Below are 18,785 nucleotides of genomic sequence, written 5' to 3' on the forward strand. Positions count from 1 at the left end.
GCGGCACGCCCTTCGGCGTCACGACGATTGGGAGTGACGGACGCTCTCACGCCTCCGCCTTGTGGCCATGGCTGGCGCCTTCGGCGTCGCCGATTTCACGCAGGCGGTTGCTCAGCGCCATCTTGTCGAGGCGATGGAGCGGCGTCGCCAGAAGCAGGGAGATTCGCGTCTTCATGTAGCGAAAGGCGAGATTGAAAGCCGTCTGCTTCTCTATGTCCGAGCCTTCGACAGCGGCGGGGTCTTCGATGCCCCAGTGGGCGGTCATCGGCTGGCCCGGCCAGACCGGGCAGGCTTCGCCGGCGGCGTTGTCGCAGACGGTGAACACGAAATCCATGACGGGCGCGTCGGGGCCGGCAAATTCGTCCCAGCTCTTCGAGCGAAAGCCCTCGGCCGGGTAGTCGCAGGCCTCAAGCGTCTTAAGGGCGTAAGGATTCACAACGCCCTTGGGTTGGCTCCCGGCCGAGAAGGCGTTGAAGCGGCCCGCGCCGTCCTTGCGGAGAATGCCTTCCGCGAGAATCGAGCGCGCGGTGTTGCCGGTGCAGAGAAAGAGGACATTGTATACGCGTTCGGTCATTTGTTGGGGTCCGTTCGAGAAGAACAAGCGGTCTCGACGACCGGCTCAGGGCTTGCGCCGCAACAGGGAGTGGACTCCACCATCGCGCTGTTTGAAGGAGCGGGGTCCTCTGAGAAAGGCGCGCAGACCTCCGGGCGCCCGCCGCAGCAGTCCTTGACGAGAAACTGCATCAATTCCCGCAGGCGGGCGAGATTCGCCCGGTAGAGAATCGAACGGCCCCGCCTCTCTGCGCTCACGAGCCCCGAACGGGACAAGATGCTCAGATGGGTCGACATGGTGTTCTGCGGCGCCGCCAGTTCCCGCGCCAGCTCCCCCGCAGGGACTCCGCCCGGTTCGCTCTGAACCAGAAGGCGAAACACATCGAGGCGCGTGGATTGGGCGAGCGCCGCGAGAGCGGCAATGGCTTCGATATCATCCATTCATCGAGAATGATGGATATATTCTCTTTTTGCAAGGGTCTCGGCGCGGCCGGGGTCGTCTCCCGGCGGCGCAAGGCCGGCTCGCCTAGGACTCCTTGATCCGTGGGCCTGTGAGCATCCCGAAATAGAGCAGCACAAAAAGCCCGTAGGCCGTGCTCCAGAGCGCGGCGGCTGCCGCGAGGGAGACGAAGTAATACTCCCCCGTCCAGGGGGCGCCGATGCGAAGGATGGCCGCCAGCGTTATGGCGACGTAAATCGCCTTCGTGCCCCCGTCGGCGCTAAGCAGACGACCCGTATGGCCCCGCGTCGCGCGGGTCATGACCGCGAGGGTCATGGTTCCGATGGCGCCTGCCGTCAGCGCATGCAGGGCGCTCGTGGAATCGGTCACGGGGAAGAGTCTGTTCGCGCCCATGAACAGCAGGCCGAGCGCGACCCAGCCGTAGCCCATATGCAGCACGAAGAGCATCGGCTCCCCCCGTGTGCGGGCGCCGCGCCAGCGCATCAGCCGCAGCAGGAGCGCGGCGCCCGCGATGATCTGGAGAACGGCGGTCGCGCTCGAGTCCGGAAACGAAACCCAGGCGATGAGCGCGACAAACGTCGCCGCGAGGGCGAAGCGGTCGAACAGGCCGAAAGGCGCGGGCGCCTCCTCGGCGGACGAAGTCTTCACCAGCCAGTTGCGTGTGAAGCTCGGCGTGATGCGTCCGCCGATGAGCGTCACGAGCATGACGAGCGTCGCGACGCCCGTTCGCACGCCGGCCGCGCCCGTATCGGCAATATCCATCGCTTCAAGATGAGTCATCAGATTGCCGACAAAGAGAAGGGCGAGAGCGGCCGTCAACGGCAGATTTCGCCAGTTCCGCCCGGTCACGATCTCCCGCAGCACGACGAAGAAAAACACCGCTGGAAAGGCGAGGTCGAGGGCCGCCGCGAGCGGCGCCGGCTCGCTGCTCGACACCGTCACGGCGACGCGGCCCAGAAGCCACAAGGCGACGAGGCCGGCGAGCGGCGCGCCTTGCAGCGGCATTCGGCCGGTCCAGTTGGGAATGGCCGTCAGCATGAAGCCCGCGACGACGGCACCGCCGAAGCCGAAGACCATTTCATGCGGGTGCCAGATATGCGGTGGAAAGCGTGTCGGCACCTCGGCCATCATCTCGAAATAGGCGATCGAGAGCGGCAGCGCGACGGCGGCCCATAGCGCGCCGAACAGGAAGAACGGACGGAAGCCCGCGGACAGGAAGCTTGTCCAGGGGGCTGTGCCGGCCTGGGCGCGATAACGCGGAATGGGAGCCATTGGGTCGCCTCGCTCGTTGTTCGCGGAACGTATCGGACGCTGCCTGATGAGGAAATAGGCGCGCGGGCGGATGTGTCTCCGCCAGCGCCTGCGTCAGCGCGTCGATTTCGCGAGGGAAGGCCTCCTTGTCACCCTGACTCGTGGGTTTCCTGCCGCCCCTGGCTGTCGAGCAACCCGCCGATCAATTCGCGCGGCGAGATGCTTGGCAACTGGAACTGGATCGCGCTGAAGTCGAAGTCCACGCCGGAACCGGAGCGGTAGGCGATCGGCGCCGAAAGCCCCACGCGGAGCGCCGGGCCATATTCAAAGCTCGCGAGCTGCCAGTCCTTTCGGTAGATGGTGAAGCTCGTGACCAGAAGCGAGACATCGGCCTTTGCAAAGGCGCCGACTGTGAATCTGAGCTTCGGCTCGGCGCTCGCCATGAGCGTCGCCTGAAGCGAGAGGCCGGCGGCGGGGGTCCAGAGCAGGTCGGCCTCGGCGGCGGCGCGGGCTTGAACGCCCATCTCCGCGCCGATGTTCATGCCGCCGGTCACGCTGATGACGCCCGCGCCTCCGGTAATGCCGGCGTCGATGCCCAGCCGCAGGCCAGCATAGGCCGGAACGGCGAAAAGGGCGTGGCCCGTGACGCGCAGGGAGGTTTCATTCGTCGGGTCGTAATCCTCGATGCCGATATTGGCGTTCTCCAGCGTGCCGGGGCCGACATAGGCCGTGGCGGTCAACGCGCCGCCGATCGTCGCGGAAATGCCGATGGTGAAGGAGCCGACGCCGCCGCCGAAGATCGGGATGTTGACGGTTGGCAGGTTTAGAAGCGTCTTTTCCCATGGCGGGTCGGGGTAGCGGCCGAAGAGCTCCACGGAGCTGGGGACGCCGATGCGCCCCGTGATCAGGATCTGTCCGCTCGGGCGGCGCTTGAGGCCGACCGTGCCTTGCAGATGATCGGTGATGCGGGCGGTGAGCGCGCCGGAGCCGAAAGCCTTGATGTCGTCCGTCGGCGCGCCGTCGAGCACCCGCCCGTCGGGATCGACGGGCTTGTTCGTGGCGCCGACGTCGATCTCGCCCTTGAGGATCCCCCGTTCGAAGCCGACGCGCCCTCCGATGGTGAAGGCGCCGTCGTCGTAGCTCGCCTCCAGACTCGTCGTGACGCCCGGGATGTTGGGCGTGACCTGCCCCGAGGCCGCGAGCTTCCAGTCGCCGTCCTGCTTGCGCAGCTTGATGCCGATCTGTCCGCCTTGCAGGCCGGGAAGCGGGTCGAGCGCGGCGTCGCCTTCGATCGTCTGCCCCTCAGGGCCGCTCGCGTAGCGCAATGTCGCGGAGCGGACGCCGGGAATATTCGGCTGAGCGACGCCCTCCACGGAAAACCCCTTGCTCTGGTCATAGACGACACTGGCGGAGGCGGAGCGCAGGCCTCTGATCTTGTTGGGCCGCGAGACGCCGATGCGGCCGTTGGCGGTGAAGCCGGTCTCGGCGAAGCGCAGGGCGACCGTGGCCTCGTCGAACAAAGTCGTATCGAACACGAAGGCGCCCGACAGTTCGAACGAGCCGCTGGATGACATGCTGGCGAAAAGCGTTCCTTCGCCCAACTGTTCGACGCTGAAATTCGCGAAGCCTTCGGCGCCCGCGCCCGCCTCGTCGATGAAGAGCGTCAGGTTGGCGTCATTGACGCTGACCCGAGGCAGTCGCAGCTTTTGAACGAGCGCGGTCGCGTCGATCATGTAGGACATGCGCAGTCCGCGCCCGTCGAGCCGCGCTGGAAGCTGGATTCCTTCGAGAAACGGCAGGCTCGGCGTGATGAGGCCGCGCCCGTCGAGTCGACCGTTGACGACGCAAACGCCGTCGAGCGCGATCGGGCTCGCGGCGTTGACCTCCGTGTTCAACTTTGTCGGCGGCCATGCGAAGGCGGCGGCGTGCTGCTTGCCCGCGACGGGGGTGAGCGGAATGGAGAAGGGCGCTTCCGGAACCGTGCCGGGTTTGAACACTTTGGAGTCGAGATCCCACTTCGCCTCGATCGAGCCGCCGGGTCCCCGCGAGGCGTCCCCATAAGTGGCCGTGGCGTTCTCGATGACGAGGCCGCTGATCAGCTTCTGGTTGGTTCCATGAATGGGGATGGTGGCGGCGCCGTTCTGCGCGCCGCCGTGCGGCAATGAGCCCATCTTGAGCTGTCCGCTGGGCGAATAGAGCGCAAGCTGGGTGGCCGTGCCGTCGGAGGTCAAATCCGGCGGTATGAGCAGGCTGCGCACATGCGCCAGCGCGCGAATTTCGTCGCGAGTCCAGAAGGCGCCGGATGCTTCCTGCCGGTTGGCGCTGCGGCTGTCCCTCCCGGAGTCCTCCACGTCGGGAAACTGCACCTCCTTATCCGCCTTGAGCCGGTCGGCGCCGGCCCTGGTCGGCGGGTAGCGTGTCTTGAAGTCGGGCGAAACGGATGAGTCCGCCGCCTTGTTGACCAGGAACTGTAGAACGGTCCGCTCCACCGAGGCCCGGATGGCGCCCCCGACGCTGCGGTTGTTTGCGCCGCGAAAGAGTTCGTAATTATCGAAACTGTCCTGCCCGCCAACTTGCAGTTCGACGATGTGGTCGACGTCATAGCGGTCCGTTTCCACCAGCCGCCGCCCAGCCTTGTTCCATTGCGGAATCTTCAGCGCGTCCATCAGAGGCTTGCCGTCGGTCAGTTCGGACAGGCGGGACGTTTCGCCCGAGGGTCCAGCCACGTGGAGCACAATGGAGCCCGGATCGCCTGCGCCGCCCAAATTCCCCGCCTGGCGCACTGCGGCCTCGTCGAAGGCGACGCCATTGTTCCAGTTTCGCACCTGATCCGGCCCGATCTCTTCGCGGTCGTAGTTCCTGGGGCGGTTCAGGTGATGGGAGGCGGCCAGAGCGTGGTAGAGGTGAGCGTGGCGCCCCTTGTTGCGCGGTATGCCCAGCGGGACGTCGAGGCGGATGGAATCGCTCTCTCCCGAACCTGTCAGCGCGGGCCCATCCCGCATCACCATGCGCGCGACGTCGTCGCCGTTTTGGAGAACATGAACCAGTTCATGGGCGAGGAGTTCTCGCCCGCCGGGGGACTCGGGATCGTACTCGCCGCTCGCGAATGCGATGTCGCGCCCCACCGTGAACGCGCGGGCGCGCACCGCCTTCGCGGCCCTGTCCGCCTTGTCTCCCGTATGGATGCGCACGTGAGAGAGATCGGCGCCGAAACGGGGTTCGAAGAACGACCGCGCAGGCGCGTCGAGCATCGCGCCGGGTCCGAGATCATGGACGACCGCCGGATCGGCGACCACGCCGCCGCCTGCGTCCGCTTCGGCGCGGGAAACGGGCGGCTTCAGGGATTCCTTCGGCCGCATGGGCGCGAGCTCGCCGCCATCGGCGGCGCCCGGGACAGCGGAACGCATCACCTTGCTCGCCATGGCCGTCGCCTCGCGCTCGGCGGGGTCGGCGGGGCTGGACACCGGCACTCCACCGGGGGCGTCTCCGGCGGCCTTGCGCATCACCGGCTTCTGGGTTGGCGCTGCGGGAGCGGCTGCGCCCGCCGGGGCGCGCCGGATGTCTTTCGCCTCGGATTTCGCCGCTGGCGCAGGGCTCGTCTGGATCGCCTTCTTCTCTGGCGCCTTGGTCTCCGGCGGCTTGGGAGCCGGGGCTGCGGGAACAGGCGGAGCGGGAGCGGCCATGGCTGGTCACCCTTCGCGACGCGGGACCGGCGCGGCGTCCTGCGCCTCCTCTATCACCGCCCGCGACCGGCGAAACATCACCCAGTCGCGCATGGGCGTGAGCACGCTCCCGCCGGGCGTCGTGACGCGGAAGCCGTCCCGCACCGCCTTGGAAAGAGGAGGATCGAGCTTGCCGAGGGATGACAGCAGGTTATCGAATTCCGTTCCTGCGACCGAGCGGTCGAACGGGTCCGCCGCGCCATTCGGCTGATCCAGGCCCTTGTTGAAAATTTCGCTGAACAACAGTTTGGCCGCACGGTCGTCGTTCCTCTGAAGCAGCGTCAGGGACTGGGGGATGAAGCCGTCGCCCTGTTTGCGGAAGGCGAGCGCCGCCGCTCGCTTTGAGGTCTCTGGGACCTGCTCGCTCTTGTCCCAGAGATCGGTGATCAGATAAGCGGATATTTCATTATCGTCAGCTCGAACGGTCCAAAGCCGGGCATGTCCAAGGACGCGCGCATGGGCGCCCTTGGAACCGCTCGGACTGGAGTGAAAAGTGGAATGGATGGCGATGGAGCCTTCATAGGCCTTTACGTCCTTGAGCGGTCCTGTCGCGCCGATGTCCGTATCCTTGGACGAACTGAAATTCGGTTCGACAGTTACATCCACCGTCCACGCCTGTCCGACCGAGCCCATGGTGAGCACGTAGTTCAGCTTGCCCTTTCCGCCAAGAACGTCGCCGGCGACCTTGCAGGTCATCCCCACGACGACGTTGGCGTCAGTCATTGTGAGCAGCGCATTTGCCATCTCGTCCACCACTTCGGCGGAGACGCCCGCGGAGGGGGCGGCGGTTTCGGCTCTCCACATGCCGCGGCCGAAGGCTCCCAGAAGCGCCAGCAGTCCCTCGCCGCCCTTCGTCCCTGCATGCATGATCGACGGCAGATAGTCCGCAAACCCCAGTGGAGACTTCTCCACTTGCGATATGGGCAAACCAAGCATAAGCGCCAGCATCGCCCAGGTCGTCTCGTGTGCCCCCGCGTGCGTTGATCGGTAATCGTCTTTTCCCGTCTGCCTGGCGACGGCGTCGGGCGCATAGACTTCGAGCTGCGGCCGCGTCTCGCCATCCTGGAGCAGATCGGCGACCAGTGGCGTGCGGCGCATGTCCCGCGCTTCCTCGAAGGCGTGCGGGATCACATCCGCGGGCGCGCCGATCAGCCGGAAATCGACAAGCGGCCCGAGCAGGGCGGCCACCTGCTGGCGCAGCGGGGCGGCGCTCGCCGGATCGACGGGCAGGAACCCCGCCGGGGGCAATTCGACGAAGCCGTTGGCGTAAAGCCAGCCAGGCGGCGCGGCGCCCGCCTTTGGACCGGCGGCGCTGGCGGCCTGCATGCCGGCGACGATCTTGTCGAGAGCGTCGCGCTGTTCCTTGGTCAATTGCAGCTTTGCGACGAGGTCGACGCAGACGTCCGGGGCCGGCGCCGGCGGGGTCGCGGCGGCGCCCGCGAGCGTTTCGGCGAGCTGGCACTGGAACTGGAAGACTTCGGCCAGAAACTGCTCGTGCCGACGCATGCCGAGGCGTCCCAGCCACACGCCCAGCGGAAGCGGAGTCATGCGCTCGCGGCGAACGGTCCATTGATCGAGCACGATCCAGTTTCCGTTGCGCAGCAGCGCAATGCCCAGCGCGATCTCATTCGCGACTCCCGCGTCGGCCGTGCCACACCAGCCCGGCAGATGCAGGCCGCCGCTCGCCAGCAGGCCGCCGCGCCCCTTGGCTTCGCACCGGAAGAAGGCGGCGGCGAGCCGCGAACGCAGATGGAGGTCGAGGCTGCCCGCGACAGGCGGCAGCGTCAGATTGAGCGGCCGCGCGCGAAGGATCACGCCGGAAATGGCGAGGTTGGCCGCCGAGCCCTGCACGCAGGCCGCCTCGCACAGTTGGCCGTAGACGTCTTCCCGCCCGCACAGGGCTTCATTCGGGGCGATGGTGATCACATAGACCGGCTGCGTGGCGCTGGTTGTGTCCTGCGGCCCGCTGTCGGCGACGGCGCATGGTCCGAAGGTCGTCATCGCGCTCGTGATCTTCGCCTTCGCGGCGGCGTCCATGGACGCCGTGGCGGCGATGAGCTGGGCGAGATCGAAGGCAACCGCTCCCTTGAGCAGGATGGCGTCGCCAAGCTCGTTGAAGCCCAGGCCCGGCTCGACGGTGATGGGGGCGCCGGCCGGTCCCGTCGTCGAAACGCCGAGCCCGTAGACCGGACCCGCGCCTTGCGACAGCGCGACGAGCTTGCTTCGCGCCTCGTGGTAGCGCTGCTCGCGCTGGAGGTCGTCCGCCCGCAGATAGCGGCCGTCGAAGTAATTCAGCTTCGCCAGCGGGGTGTCCGTGAAGACCTTGGCGATGCCGTTGCTCTCGGCGAAGATCTGGCTGTCCGTTGCGCTGTCGGTCATGGGTTCACCCTCGCTCAGAGCGTTGTGACAAAGTTGCGCCCGTCCTCGCCGGGCGTCTGGCCCAATGCGATGAAGGCGGAGTCGACGATGGGGGTTGGCCCTGTCCCGAACACCACGAGCCGCAGCGTGCCCTTTGGCGCCGCGGCCAGCGTGAGTTTGGCGCCGGTGGGCGCGGCGGCGGGCCCTGTGGCCTGCATGTTGAAGGAGGGCGCCGTCATCGCCGCGCTCGTCAGGTCGAGGAGCTGAAACGCGCTTTCAACGAGCGCCGCCGGCGCCACGGCTCGACTGAAGGTTATGTCGATCTCGAGCGCATTGCGCGTGGCCCCTGTGACGACTGGTCCGATGATGGCGGCGCGGGGCGGCGGATCGCTGCGAATTTGCAGATAGCTTTGCGGCAGCAGCAGGCGGCGCACGTCACAGCGGATGTTGTCGATGTGGGCGGGCGTTTTCGATTTGGCGGGGTATTTGACGCCTTCGAGCCGCGCCAGCGTCAGATGCACATCCTCCAGCACGACGGCGGGGGCAGGGGGGTCGGCGTCGAGGCTGGCGACGAGCGCGGCCTGCCGGGCGAAGGCGGCGCGCGTTTCGGGGGTGGCGCCGGCCTGAGCCGCCTGCGCGGCGAGGATGGCAAGCGCCTGCTGCTCGGGGCTATGCGCATCCGGCGTAAAGACGCCGTCCGCGATCTTCTTGTAGAGGTCTCCGAGCGGATCGGGCGCCGGAGCTTCCTCCTTCGCGTTCGCCGCGACGAGGTCGAGATGCGGGCGTTCGGTGAGGCGGGAATAAGCGATATCGGCGTCCGACCCGTTGCATTCGCGGGCGATGGCCTGCACGGGGCGCTCCAGACAGGCGCCGGCGGAAACGACCAGATCGAGATCGACTCCCTTGTCCACGTCTTCCAGCGCCGCGAGGCGCGTCCGGTTCTCGTCGATATAGGCCGACAGGTCCATGCACTGCGGCGAGACGATTTCAATTTCGCGCCCGAGCTGGTCGACGGCGAAACCTGGCGAGACGCGCAGGATTCCGGTCGCGGGGTCGAAGGTCACCTTCAGACCGCGCACGACTCCCTGCCCATGCAGCTCGCGCTGGTGACGTTGCAGGCGGCCGGTATGGAAGGCCTGCTCGGCCTTGAGATCCTCCACGCCGAGCAGCATTCCGAAATGATAATTCAAGGCCGTCGCGGGGTTCGCGGGGAACGCGGCGATCCCCTCGCATCCGCAGCCGCAATCTCCTGACGTCGCGCCCATCCCGCCCCCCTCAGTTGAAGATGAAAACGCCCCCGGGCGCCGCCGCGGCGCGGGCGTCGGACAGCACGTTCTGCATGAGCGCCTTTGCCTTGCGTTCCTTCAGCAGGCGGGCGTAACGGGCGGCTCCGTCAGCCGCAGCGGTGGTCTTCTCGTGCTCGCTGGCGATTTGCCCGACCGCCTTGGAGAGCGTCGCCACGGCCGCGCCGGGGTCGGAATGACCGAGCGGGCTGGCCAATTTGACGAGCCGCTCGTTGAGGCGGCGATGGCGCTCCGACACCACGACCCAGTCGTCCGGCACGTTGGCGAGCGCGGCGCACGCAGCCCAGAGGTCTTTTTCGGTCAGGGCGGTCTTGTTCTGGTAGTCTTTGAGAGCCGCGTCGACAGCCGACTGTTCCTTCGACAGGTCGGGACCGTCGGGCGTGTGGCCGGATTCGCCGGGCGCCGCCCATTCCAGCGCGGCGGCGTAGAGCGCGATCCAGTCCTTTTCCAGATTGGCCAGCACATCTTCGGCGTCGGCGAGCGCCGACAGGCCGGCGGCGTGCGTCGTCGCGTCTGAATCGAGCAGCTTGCGCTGATCGTCCGTGACAGGCGACCCCTTCGTTCCGGGGGCAAGCTTCTTCCAGGCGGCGAGCGTCGGCTCGGCCTCGGCCACCAGAGCCTCGGCGTCCTTCAGGAGCTCTTCCGCGGCGCTCTGGCAGGACGCGAGCGTCGCTTGCGCCACACCGAGCGCGGACGGCGGCCAGCGGTCTGCTCCGGCTCGCGGCAACTGGGCAAGGGCGTCCAGATCGCGCTTGCGCCGTTTCGTCAGGACGGCGCTCATCTTGTCGGGAAGAAGCGAGTCGATCTTCGCGCGCGCGTCGTCCGCCTCCGTCAGCAGCCCGGCCGCCTTGCCCTGCGCTTTCGTGAAGGCGTCGGATTTCAGATTATCCTTCAGTTTGGCGAGACCAAGGGCTTGCGTCTCGGCGATCGACTTGTTCGACCGCGCGTCGCTGGTCGCGGCGTCCGTGTCATCGAGTTCTTTCGTGAGAAGGTCCCTGGCCCCGAGGGCGAGGGCCAGCGCCCGCCCGGCGGCCGCGGCGTCGGCCTGCGCCTGCGCGAAGTCCTTGCGCGCTTTTTCCCACTGAGCCTGCAGAGTGGCCGTGTCGGCCGGCATGGGCACGGTGGAGAGAGCCTTTCGCGCGCCCTCCGCCTGCCCGGCCGCGTCACCGCCCGTCTGCTGGGCCTTGGCAAGGCGCGCCAGCGCGTCCTTGATGTTCTTCTCCGCGTTGGGGAGCTCCGTGTCGCGCAAGGCTTTCGCGCGGGCTTCGAGTCCGGAGAGCCGGTTCTTCCAGAAGACTTCGATCTGGTTGACGTCGTCAGGCATGGAGCACCTCGTCGGTTTCGGCCCCCCTCGGGCCGCCGGGCAGGCCGGGAAAGGGTTTTCCGTTTTTCACGTATTCGCGGGCGATCGCCTCGAAGAGGTGGCCGGCGGTCATCGGGCGGCGCTCGGCCGCCGCGAGATAGGCGGCCGCGACGGCGGCGTTGCGGATGAGGCCGCCGGTCAGCGCGTACCACTCGGCCAGAAGATCGAGATCGAGCCCGCCGTCCTCGACGAGCGCGCGCGGCAAATGGCGCCGCCAGAGCGTGGCGCGGCACGCCGCGTCGGGCGGCGGAAAGTCGACGATCGCGTCGAAGCGTCTGCGGAAGGCTTCGTCGAGATTGCCCGGCAGATTGGTGGCGAGAATGACAACGCCGGAAAAGCGCTCGATCCGCTGGAGCAGATAGGCCGTCTCCACATTGGCGTAGCGGTCGCGCGCTTCGCGGGTCTCGACGCGCCGCCCGAAAACAGCGTCCGCCTCGTCGAAGAAGAGCACGGCGTGACTCTCCTCGGCGGCGCGGAACAGTTCGGCGAGGTTCCGTTCCGTCTCGCCGAGCCACTTCGAGAGCAGGCGCGGCGTGTCCGCCACGAGAAAGCCGGCGCCGATTTCCGTCGCGAGAACTTCCGCCGCGAGCGTCTTCCCGGCGCCCGGCCCGCCGAGGAAGAGGAGCCGTTGCCCCGGCGGCGCGCAGCGCGGCGGCAGCATCGCGGCGGCCGCCGGCCGGTCGCGGAGCCGGTCGACGGCGGCGCGAAGCTCCGCGATGGTCGCTTCCGGCAGCACGAGGTCATCCCACTCCGCGCTCGTCGGCCGGCGCTCGGCGCTAGCGGCGCTCATGGCGGCGCCGCGCACCGCCGCCGCCCTGACGAGATCGTCTGCGGTCGGCGCGCGCCCCGCGAGTTGCGCCCGAGTCTGCGCGTCGCGCAGCACGGACAGGGCCGATACGGGGCCGAAAGGATGGCGCGCGGCGAAGGCCGCCAGCGCATCCGGCGCGGCCTCCGGCAGCAGCGCGCGCCACATCTGCGTCTGGGCGGCGGCGTTGACGGGCGCGGCGGGTGGACAGATGAGCGCGCGCGTCGGCGCCACGAGCGCCGAGAGGTCGCGTCCGGCGACAATGACGGGCGCTGGATAGAGATCTGGTCCGGCCAGCCGGATCGGGGCTGGCTCCGCCGCGGGCAGGAGCAGAACCGGGCAGCAGCCGCGCAACAGGGCATGGGCGAGAAGGGCGGCGATGGCCTTGTCGGACCGGCCTTCGAGCCCGAAGACGGCGAAGCGGCGGTCGGCGGCGCTGCACAGCATGATCGCCCGCTCCAGCGCGACGCCAGGACTGTCGTCGACGACGCCAATCAGCGCCGGCGCGCCGGAGGCGAGCGCCGCGACGGCGAGACGAGTCTCATCGTTGCTGGAGAGAGGCGACGGCGCGGCCTCGATCGGCATGGGGCTGGCTTGTTCCGGCCAGATCGGGAGCCCGAGGAGTCCGGGCCAGAGCCCGTCGCAGGGGGCGAGCCGGCGGCGGGCGCCGACGCCGCCGGGCTCCAGCGCCAGAAGCCCCGTGGCGATGAAGGGATCGTCGCAGGCGAGCCGCTGGGCCCAGAGCGGGTCCGCCTCGGTCGGAAACAGCGCTTCGAGCGTGCCGATCGAGGCAAGCGGCCCGCCGTCTCCCTCGATCAGCCCGATGAGCTCCGCCGCTTCCGCGTCGATCGCCGGCAGGGCCGCGACAAGGAGGCGCAACTGCGCCGCGCGCGACAGCCCCCAGGCGGCGGCCAGCCGGTCGAGCGGGTCGGCCGCTCCCCCTTGCGCCTTTCCCGCGAGAGTCGCGAGGCGCGCGGCGATCCGCTGACCCGCTTCCGCCGCCCCCTCGACGCCGCAGCGCGCGCCATATTCGCCGAGCGCCTGCGCCGCCGCGCGGAATTTGGCCGCCAGCCGTTGAGACGCCGGCAGCGGCGCCGGATCGAGACGCTGCTCAGCTCTCATCATAGTGAAACCTCACAGTGGCGCCGTGCCACGGAATGAACCCGGGCGTGGCGTCGAGACCCGTTCGGCGGATGTCGACGTCGACCGAGTGGAGCGGCATGTGGAGATCAATCTCGGCGGGGCGGAAGGACAGGAGCCCATCCCGCGCGACAATCGCCGCCAGCGAAAGACCGCGAACGCCGCGTCGCGTCAGGACCGCCTCAAGGTTCGCCACCAGCCGCGCCGTCTCCCGCGCCTGCGCCCTGCTGCACGGAGGCTCGGGAAGCGCCGCTCCTGCGTCGTCGTCTCCCGGCGCGCGCCCCGGCCAGAGCCCGGCGAAGGCCCGGACCGCCGGATCGCTGAGCGGCGCGCCAAGTCCCAGCGTGGCGAGTCGCACGAGGCGCGCCGTCAGCCCGCCATGCGCGAACAGCGTCCGGGCCGGCGCGTCGAAGAGACCCGCCTCGGGCAGGAGCGGGAGCAGGAACAGCAGGCCCGCGCAGCGGGTCGCCAGCAGCCGCTCCGGCGCTTCCTCATGGGAGGCGCAGGGTTGGGGGCGGCGGAGACCGAGGACCGTTCGACCAAGGGGCCGCCCGCGCATGGGCCGGGCGTCCGGCTGGCTGTCCCCGCGCATGTTGGAGACTGTGCGGGAGAGACTCGCGCCGCCCACGCCGTCCTCCAGCCTTTCTGGGGCGTTTGGACGCTCGGGGGCGCTCGAAGGGTCGGGAGCAACATGAGCGGGCGCGGCCGAGGAGGGCGCGATGAAATGGGACGTCGCTCCCGCCAACAGGCGGCGATAGCTCTGCGAAGGCATGTCCCGCGCCCCCGCTGACGCGAGCGCGAGCCGCGCGGCGAGGCTGGCGCGGGCGGCCTCGCCATTCGACGGCAGGGCCAGCCACGCCGGCGCGCGGGCGGCGAGAAACCGGCGCGCGAGCGCGGCGGAGGCCGGGGCCGGGGACGCGGCCTCGCCCGGCGCCAGCGCATCCGTGAGCGCGGCCAGCACGGGCAGCGGCGCGCGCGGCCAGATCAGGGCGAGATCCCCCGAGGCCGCCAACGCCTGCAACACGGGCCAGCTCTTGTCCCGGCCGTCGGCGAGGGCGCGCAGGCCGGAGCCGATGGCGGCGCTCAGCATCTCGCCTTCGCCCAGGAGCCCCAGCGCGCGCCACACCCAAAGGTCGCCTGCGTCTTGCCGCGCCGCGGCCTGGAGCATCGCCCGCAGCGCGTCCCGCCGGTTCCGATAGCGCCGCCGCACGGCGCTCGCCTGAAAGACGCGCCGCACCTCGGCCGCGTAAGTCGCGAGGGCGACGGCGTTGTTCTCGGCGCGGAGTTCGACCGGAGGCGTGACGAGACGGTCGAGCACGATGATTTCCTCCTCCCCCGGATCGAGCGGCGCGAGCGCGGGTGCGAGGGCGGCGGCGGCGAGCAAGCCGTCGAAACCGGGCGCCGAGCAGGCCTCGGCGATCGCGCCGTCCCCGGCGAACAGGGTCACGCGCCAGCGCCGGATATGGATGTCCACCGCGAGCGTCATGGCGCGTCCCCGAAGACGTTCGTCGAAAGCCCGCCGCGCGCGACCAGCGTCCCCTTGCCAACAAGCGCCGAGCCCAGAACCGCGGGCATGAACCCTGATGAGGGGCCGACCAGCGTGCTGATTCCGACGAGGCCGCCCGCGCCGACGCGCAGTCCGGCGTCGACAGAGCAGAGGGTGTAGAGCGTATGCGCCGGTCGATGGCGCTCGAGCAGCCGGCGCGCGGCCTGTTCGACATCCGCCGGGAGGCGCCCGTGCACGAGCACGGTGAAGCGATGCGCATGGGACGCGATGCCGCTTTCAGCGGCGGGGCCGACGGCCGTTTCGCCGTCCGTCAGCCCGCCGCCGACGCGAAAACCCGCGCCCACCACCGCAGTGGAGGCATGCGCCGCCTCCCCGCCAACGCCGCCGCCGGCCCGAATTCGGAAGGATTCGATGATGGTGACCGTGTGGCCTGTCAGAATTTCGAGCATCCGCACAAGCGTCGCGGGCGTGCCGCGGGCGCGCAGAAGCTGCGTCGCCTCGGCGAGCATCCGGCGCGTCACGCTCTCGGGCCATTCCGGCTCCACCGGAAACCCCAGCATGTCGCCGAGCCAGGGAAGGGCGTCGGCGGGAGCATGCAGTGGGTCGAACAGGCGATGCCGCGTCGCGCTGGCGCGGTCAGCGTCGGCCAGCAGGGCGGCGACGGGCGTCAGCAGGGCGTGCATGAACTCTTCGGTTTCGACGTCGCGCCGCGCAAAGGCGCGGGGCAGATGCTTGAGCCAGTCGTGGCCCTTGCGCTCCGCCATCACGCGGCGGATGCGGGGCGTCGTTGAGCCGCGCCCGGTCAGGGTCAGCCGCAGCCAGAGGTAGCGGCCCGGGGGAGCCAGAATCGGGGCCTCATAGGCGGCGAAAGGCCCGTCTCCGTCGCCCGCACGCAGAAGGGACGCCTGGCCCCACGCGTCAGCCTGATCGAGCGCCTCCTTCGACGGCAGCACGGCGATGCTGTCGCCGGCCAGCGTCGGCGGCTCCGCGAGATTGGCCGGCGGCGTGCGCTCGATTGGCGCGCCCTCGTCGGGCTCGTCGGAGGTTCGCGTTCGGACGATGACGGCGGCGCCCTCGGGCAGGCAGGCGTCGAGAAACAGCCGTCCCCAACGGTTGGCCGGCGCCCCGGCGTCGAGCCGGAAGAGGATGACTTCGCCTTCCCTGGCGTAGAGCCGCCGCGCCGGCGCGGCGCGCAGCGGGCCGAGGTCCCGCCCCTCGCGCAGCCCCTCATAGACGACGCGGCCGTCCGGCGTGGCGAGAATCCCGCAGCCGTCGTACAGGCGCCCGTCATAAGAGGCGTCCTCGCCGACGCCGCTCTCGGTGACCAGGAAGCGCCGGATCGGCTCGCCCGGGCCAGCGGCGACGACAAGCGCCGTCCCGCCGGGGCGGGCGAGGAGGGCGATTTCGCGCCCGCCGGGCGTCGGCGTCGATCCCTCCGGGGCGACGCCGCGTCGCGGCCGTCCGATGTTGACCACGCGCGCGGAGCCCGTTCCCCCGTCGACAAGGACGAAGGCTTTCCCGCAGGAGGAAAACGCCAATCGCGTGGCCCCCGTCAGGCCGGCGGGCCAGTCGAGCGCCTGCGGGCGGTCGCAAAGCGAAAAGGCGAGCCAGGCGGAAGGCGCGTCGAGCAGGACATGGACGCGCCCGCCCGCGACCGCGAGATCGACCGGACGCCGCGGCAAGGCGTGCGCGCCCCGGTAGCGGCGGGCGAGCAGATCGTAGACAAAGACGGCGGCTTCGGTTTCGCCGATGACGAACAGGTGATCGTCGGACGAGATGGCGAGGGCGCTGGGCGCCGCGGGCCCATTGGCGGCGTCGGGAAGGGGCTCGGGGGGGAGCGGCGGGGCGAGCGTCAGCGCCTCCGGCTGGGCGAGGGCGCGCGAAACGATGACGCCATTTTCGGGCTCCGCGCGATAGAGCCGTCCGTTTCGGTCGATGGCGAGGCCATGGCGACGCGGGGCAGGGCCGGCCGCCGGAGCGGAGACGTCCGGCGGCAGGGGCGCCAGCAGGACGAGGTCGTCCTCCACCGCGAGCGAGGAGGGCGCCTCCGCGCCGAATGCGCAGTGCAGCCATTGGTCCCGGCCGCGCACGCCCAGCAGTTCGGAGACGGGAGGGAAACGGCTGCTCATCAGCATGTCTCCCGGAGGAGCGGAATTGGAACGGGCGGCGGCCCCGAGGGCGGCGGCGCGTCCTCTCCCGGCGGCGGCAGCGGCGCGCCCGGCCCGACGGCCACGACATGCGACAGCCAGACCGTCTGCTGGCGCTCCAGCACGACGGGGTCCTGTTTCAGCCAGCCCTTGCCGTCGCGCCGGGCGAGGCTCAGCCCTTCGAGGAAGTCGACGCCCTGGACCTGAAGCGCCGTCGCTTCGAGCTCGCGCGGATTGACCGCGCGCCCGAGCGGCCAGCCCTCGCCGGCGGGCCCATAGGGGGGAAGCGGCGAGAGGAACTGGCTGAGGATCATCTCGACCCAGCGGGTCACGGCCACGGCGCTGTAGCCCGGCTCGACCGCCACTTTCACCGAGACCGCGATTTCGACATAGTCCGGCGGAGTCACATAGAGTTCCGTCGTCACCAGCCGGCGGGGCGACAGATAGCGGCAGACGAGGTCGATCGTCGCCCGGTCGGGGATTGGCGGACCGCCGTCCACCGGCAGGCTCTTCGGCCAGATCATGACGCTGACGATCCCCGGCTGCTCCCACGCCTTCTTGCGGGGGTAGAAGCGCGGCAGGCATTCGGCGCGGCCGAGACCGGCGCCGGGCGTCAGCATGGCGAGCTCCGTGAAATCCCCGGCGGTGACAGCCCGGTCCCGGCGCCGCAATTCCCCCGGGATTCGCGTCAGGCCGGTCTCCAGCGTTTCCGCGTCGGCGCCGCCGCGGCCGCGGGTGATGTTCGTCGCCTTGACGTCGGGCGAGGCGCCCTCGATCAGCGTGATCGCGCCGGGGGGCACATTGCCGGCCTCTCCGCCGCCGTAGAAATAGCCGCTGGCGCGCACGCGCGAGCCGAGCGCCGGGCCTTTCGCTCCAAAGCCGATTTCTCCGGCTTCGGGGTCCACGGAGAACACCGACTCATTCTCGTCCGCGAGATCGAGCGACTCGATCTCCGACCACGGCCGCCATACGCCGCCCTCTTCGACCTCGATCATCACCGGCATCGCCGTGTCGCCGGCGATGACCGGCGCTTGCGCCAGTTGGAAGCGCTGGCCCGGTTGCCCTGTGCCGACGCCGAGAAACTCCGGGGCGGCGGCGGAGGCCTGGACGGCTTGCGCGGCGTTGGCCGCGATGAGCGACAGATCGGGCGGCACGCCGTTTCGGCGCCGCAGCCTGAGCCAGATCCGGACGCGCGCGCGGTCGTCTTCGAGGAGCGGCGGCGGCCTGTCGCCCGCTCCGTCGAGAACGTCGTCGACTTCCGGGACCGTGGCGTTTGTCGCAAATCCAGGCAACGCAAGGCGGATGACGCCGGGCCGCGAAAGCGCGTCCGTCGAGTCGCTTTCCACGACGAGCCGCTCGAACGACACGCTCTTGTCGGCGGCGTATCTGGCGATTTCGAACAGCAGGTCGCCGCCGGGCGCGCCGGAGCCCTGCGCGCAGGAAACGGCTTCCATGACCTGAGGCGCGGGATCGGCGAGGTCGAATGCGAATGTGACGCTTGCGCCATTCGCCCCGCTAAAGGCGGGCGCCACGCCTGGCGACAGGCTGAGCAGCGCGATCCACAGCGTCTGATCGACGGTGTCCCGGCAGGAGAGCGCGCCCGCCTGGCCCTGCCGCAGATACGACGGCTTGTAATAGGCAGGGTCGGCGCCCGCGTCCGCAAGCGGGAGCAGGGTCTTCAGCGCTTCGAGCCGCGCCTGGGCGACGTCGAAGAGTTCGGGGTCGTCGGCGCTGCCGGGCCCGCCCGTCTCCGAGGTCTTCGGCGCCGGCGCGCGCACGCGGGCGACCGCCAGCGCTTCGATTGGCCACACCGGGCAATCCTGCGCGCCCTCCACCCGGAACGGCGTTTTTCCCGCCCGCGCGACGGCGCCGGGAGGAACGACGCCGCCAGCGGCCTTGCTCGTCTGGAACGCGAGAAGGCAGCGCGCGGGCGTGGCCGGACGCAGAGGGATATCGAGCTGACGCAGGAAGGTGAGCTGCGTGGCCTCCGGCACCTGATTGAGACGGAACAGCACGCTTTCCGTCATATAGGCGAAAAGCTGGAGCAGCGTGACGCCTGGGTCCGAGTCGTTATGGTCGGTCCATGTCGGATTGTAGACCGTGATGCGCCGTCGCAGCTCGCTGTAGAGCTCGTCGTATTGCCGGTCATCCAGATGGGGAGGGGACAGCGGCATGG

The 18,785-nt window shown here is 69.6% G+C and carries 11 protein-coding genes; all 11 read right to left on the reverse strand.

Annotation, left to right across the window (positions count from 1 at the left end):
• Positions 1 to 46 precede the first annotated feature (46 nt).
• A complete protein-coding gene (locus tag ACR652_RS05145; RefSeq protein ID WP_434505449.1) occupies positions 47 to 574 on the reverse strand; it encodes an arsenate reductase ArsC in 528 nt (175 codons plus the stop codon).
• Entirely contained in the window at positions 571 to 993 is a 423-nt protein-coding gene (locus ACR652_RS05150; protein ID WP_434505450.1) for an ArsR/SmtB family transcription factor, read from the reverse strand. Before ACR652_RS05150 ends, ACR652_RS05145 begins: the two co-directional genes overlap by 4 nt.
• A gap of 85 nt (positions 994 to 1,078) precedes the next feature.
• Positions 1,079 to 2,284: an NnrS family protein gene (locus ACR652_RS05155; RefSeq protein ID WP_434505451.1), complete on the reverse strand. Its 1,206-nt coding sequence runs from the start codon at positions 2,282 to 2,284 to the stop codon at positions 1,079 to 1,081.
• 128 nt (positions 2,285 to 2,412) lie between these two features.
• Positions 2,413 to 5,946: an eCIS core domain-containing protein gene (locus ACR652_RS05160; protein WP_434505452.1), complete on the reverse strand. Its 3,534-nt coding sequence runs from the start codon at positions 5,944 to 5,946 to the stop codon at positions 2,413 to 2,415.
• 6 nt (positions 5,947 to 5,952) lie between these two features.
• On the reverse strand, positions 5,953 to 8,364 hold the full coding sequence (locus ACR652_RS05165) for a hypothetical protein (RefSeq protein ID WP_434505453.1): 2,412 nt from the start codon (positions 8,362 to 8,364) through the stop codon (positions 5,953 to 5,955).
• Positions 8,365 to 8,378: 14 nt separating this feature from the next.
• Positions 8,379 to 9,608 (reverse strand): hypothetical protein, encoded by a 1,230-nt coding sequence (locus ACR652_RS05170; protein WP_434505454.1) that lies wholly within the window; start codon positions 9,606 to 9,608, stop codon positions 8,379 to 8,381.
• A 10-nt stretch (positions 9,609 to 9,618) separates the two neighbouring features.
• Complete coding sequence (locus tag ACR652_RS05175) at positions 9,619 to 10,971, reverse strand: hypothetical protein (protein ID WP_434505455.1); 1,353 nt, start codon at positions 10,969 to 10,971, stop codon at positions 9,619 to 9,621.
• Complete coding sequence (locus ACR652_RS05180; RefSeq protein ID WP_434505456.1) at positions 10,964 to 12,940, reverse strand: ATP-binding protein; 1,977 nt, start codon at positions 12,938 to 12,940, stop codon at positions 10,964 to 10,966. The genes ACR652_RS05175 and ACR652_RS05180 overlap by 8 nt, the downstream gene beginning before the upstream one ends.
• Positions 12,927 to 14,441, reverse strand: a complete 1,515-nt coding sequence (locus tag ACR652_RS05185) for a hypothetical protein (RefSeq protein ID WP_434505457.1) — start codon at positions 14,439 to 14,441, stop codon at positions 12,927 to 12,929. Before ACR652_RS05185 ends, ACR652_RS05180 begins: the two co-directional genes overlap by 14 nt.
• Positions 14,438 to 16,591, reverse strand: a complete 2,154-nt coding sequence (locus ACR652_RS05190) for a phage tail protein (RefSeq protein ID WP_434505458.1) — start codon at positions 16,589 to 16,591, stop codon at positions 14,438 to 14,440. The genes ACR652_RS05185 and ACR652_RS05190 overlap by 4 nt, the downstream gene beginning before the upstream one ends.
• On the reverse strand, positions 16,591 to 18,783 hold the full coding sequence (locus ACR652_RS05195; protein ID WP_434505459.1) for a putative baseplate assembly protein: 2,193 nt from the start codon (positions 18,781 to 18,783) through the stop codon (positions 16,591 to 16,593). Before ACR652_RS05195 ends, ACR652_RS05190 begins: the two co-directional genes overlap by 1 nt.
• Positions 18,784 to 18,785: the final 2 nt, after the last annotated feature.

This window comes from Methylocystis sp., assembly GCF_051061225.1.
Classification (GTDB): Bacteria; Pseudomonadota; Alphaproteobacteria; order Rhizobiales; family Beijerinckiaceae; genus Methylocystis.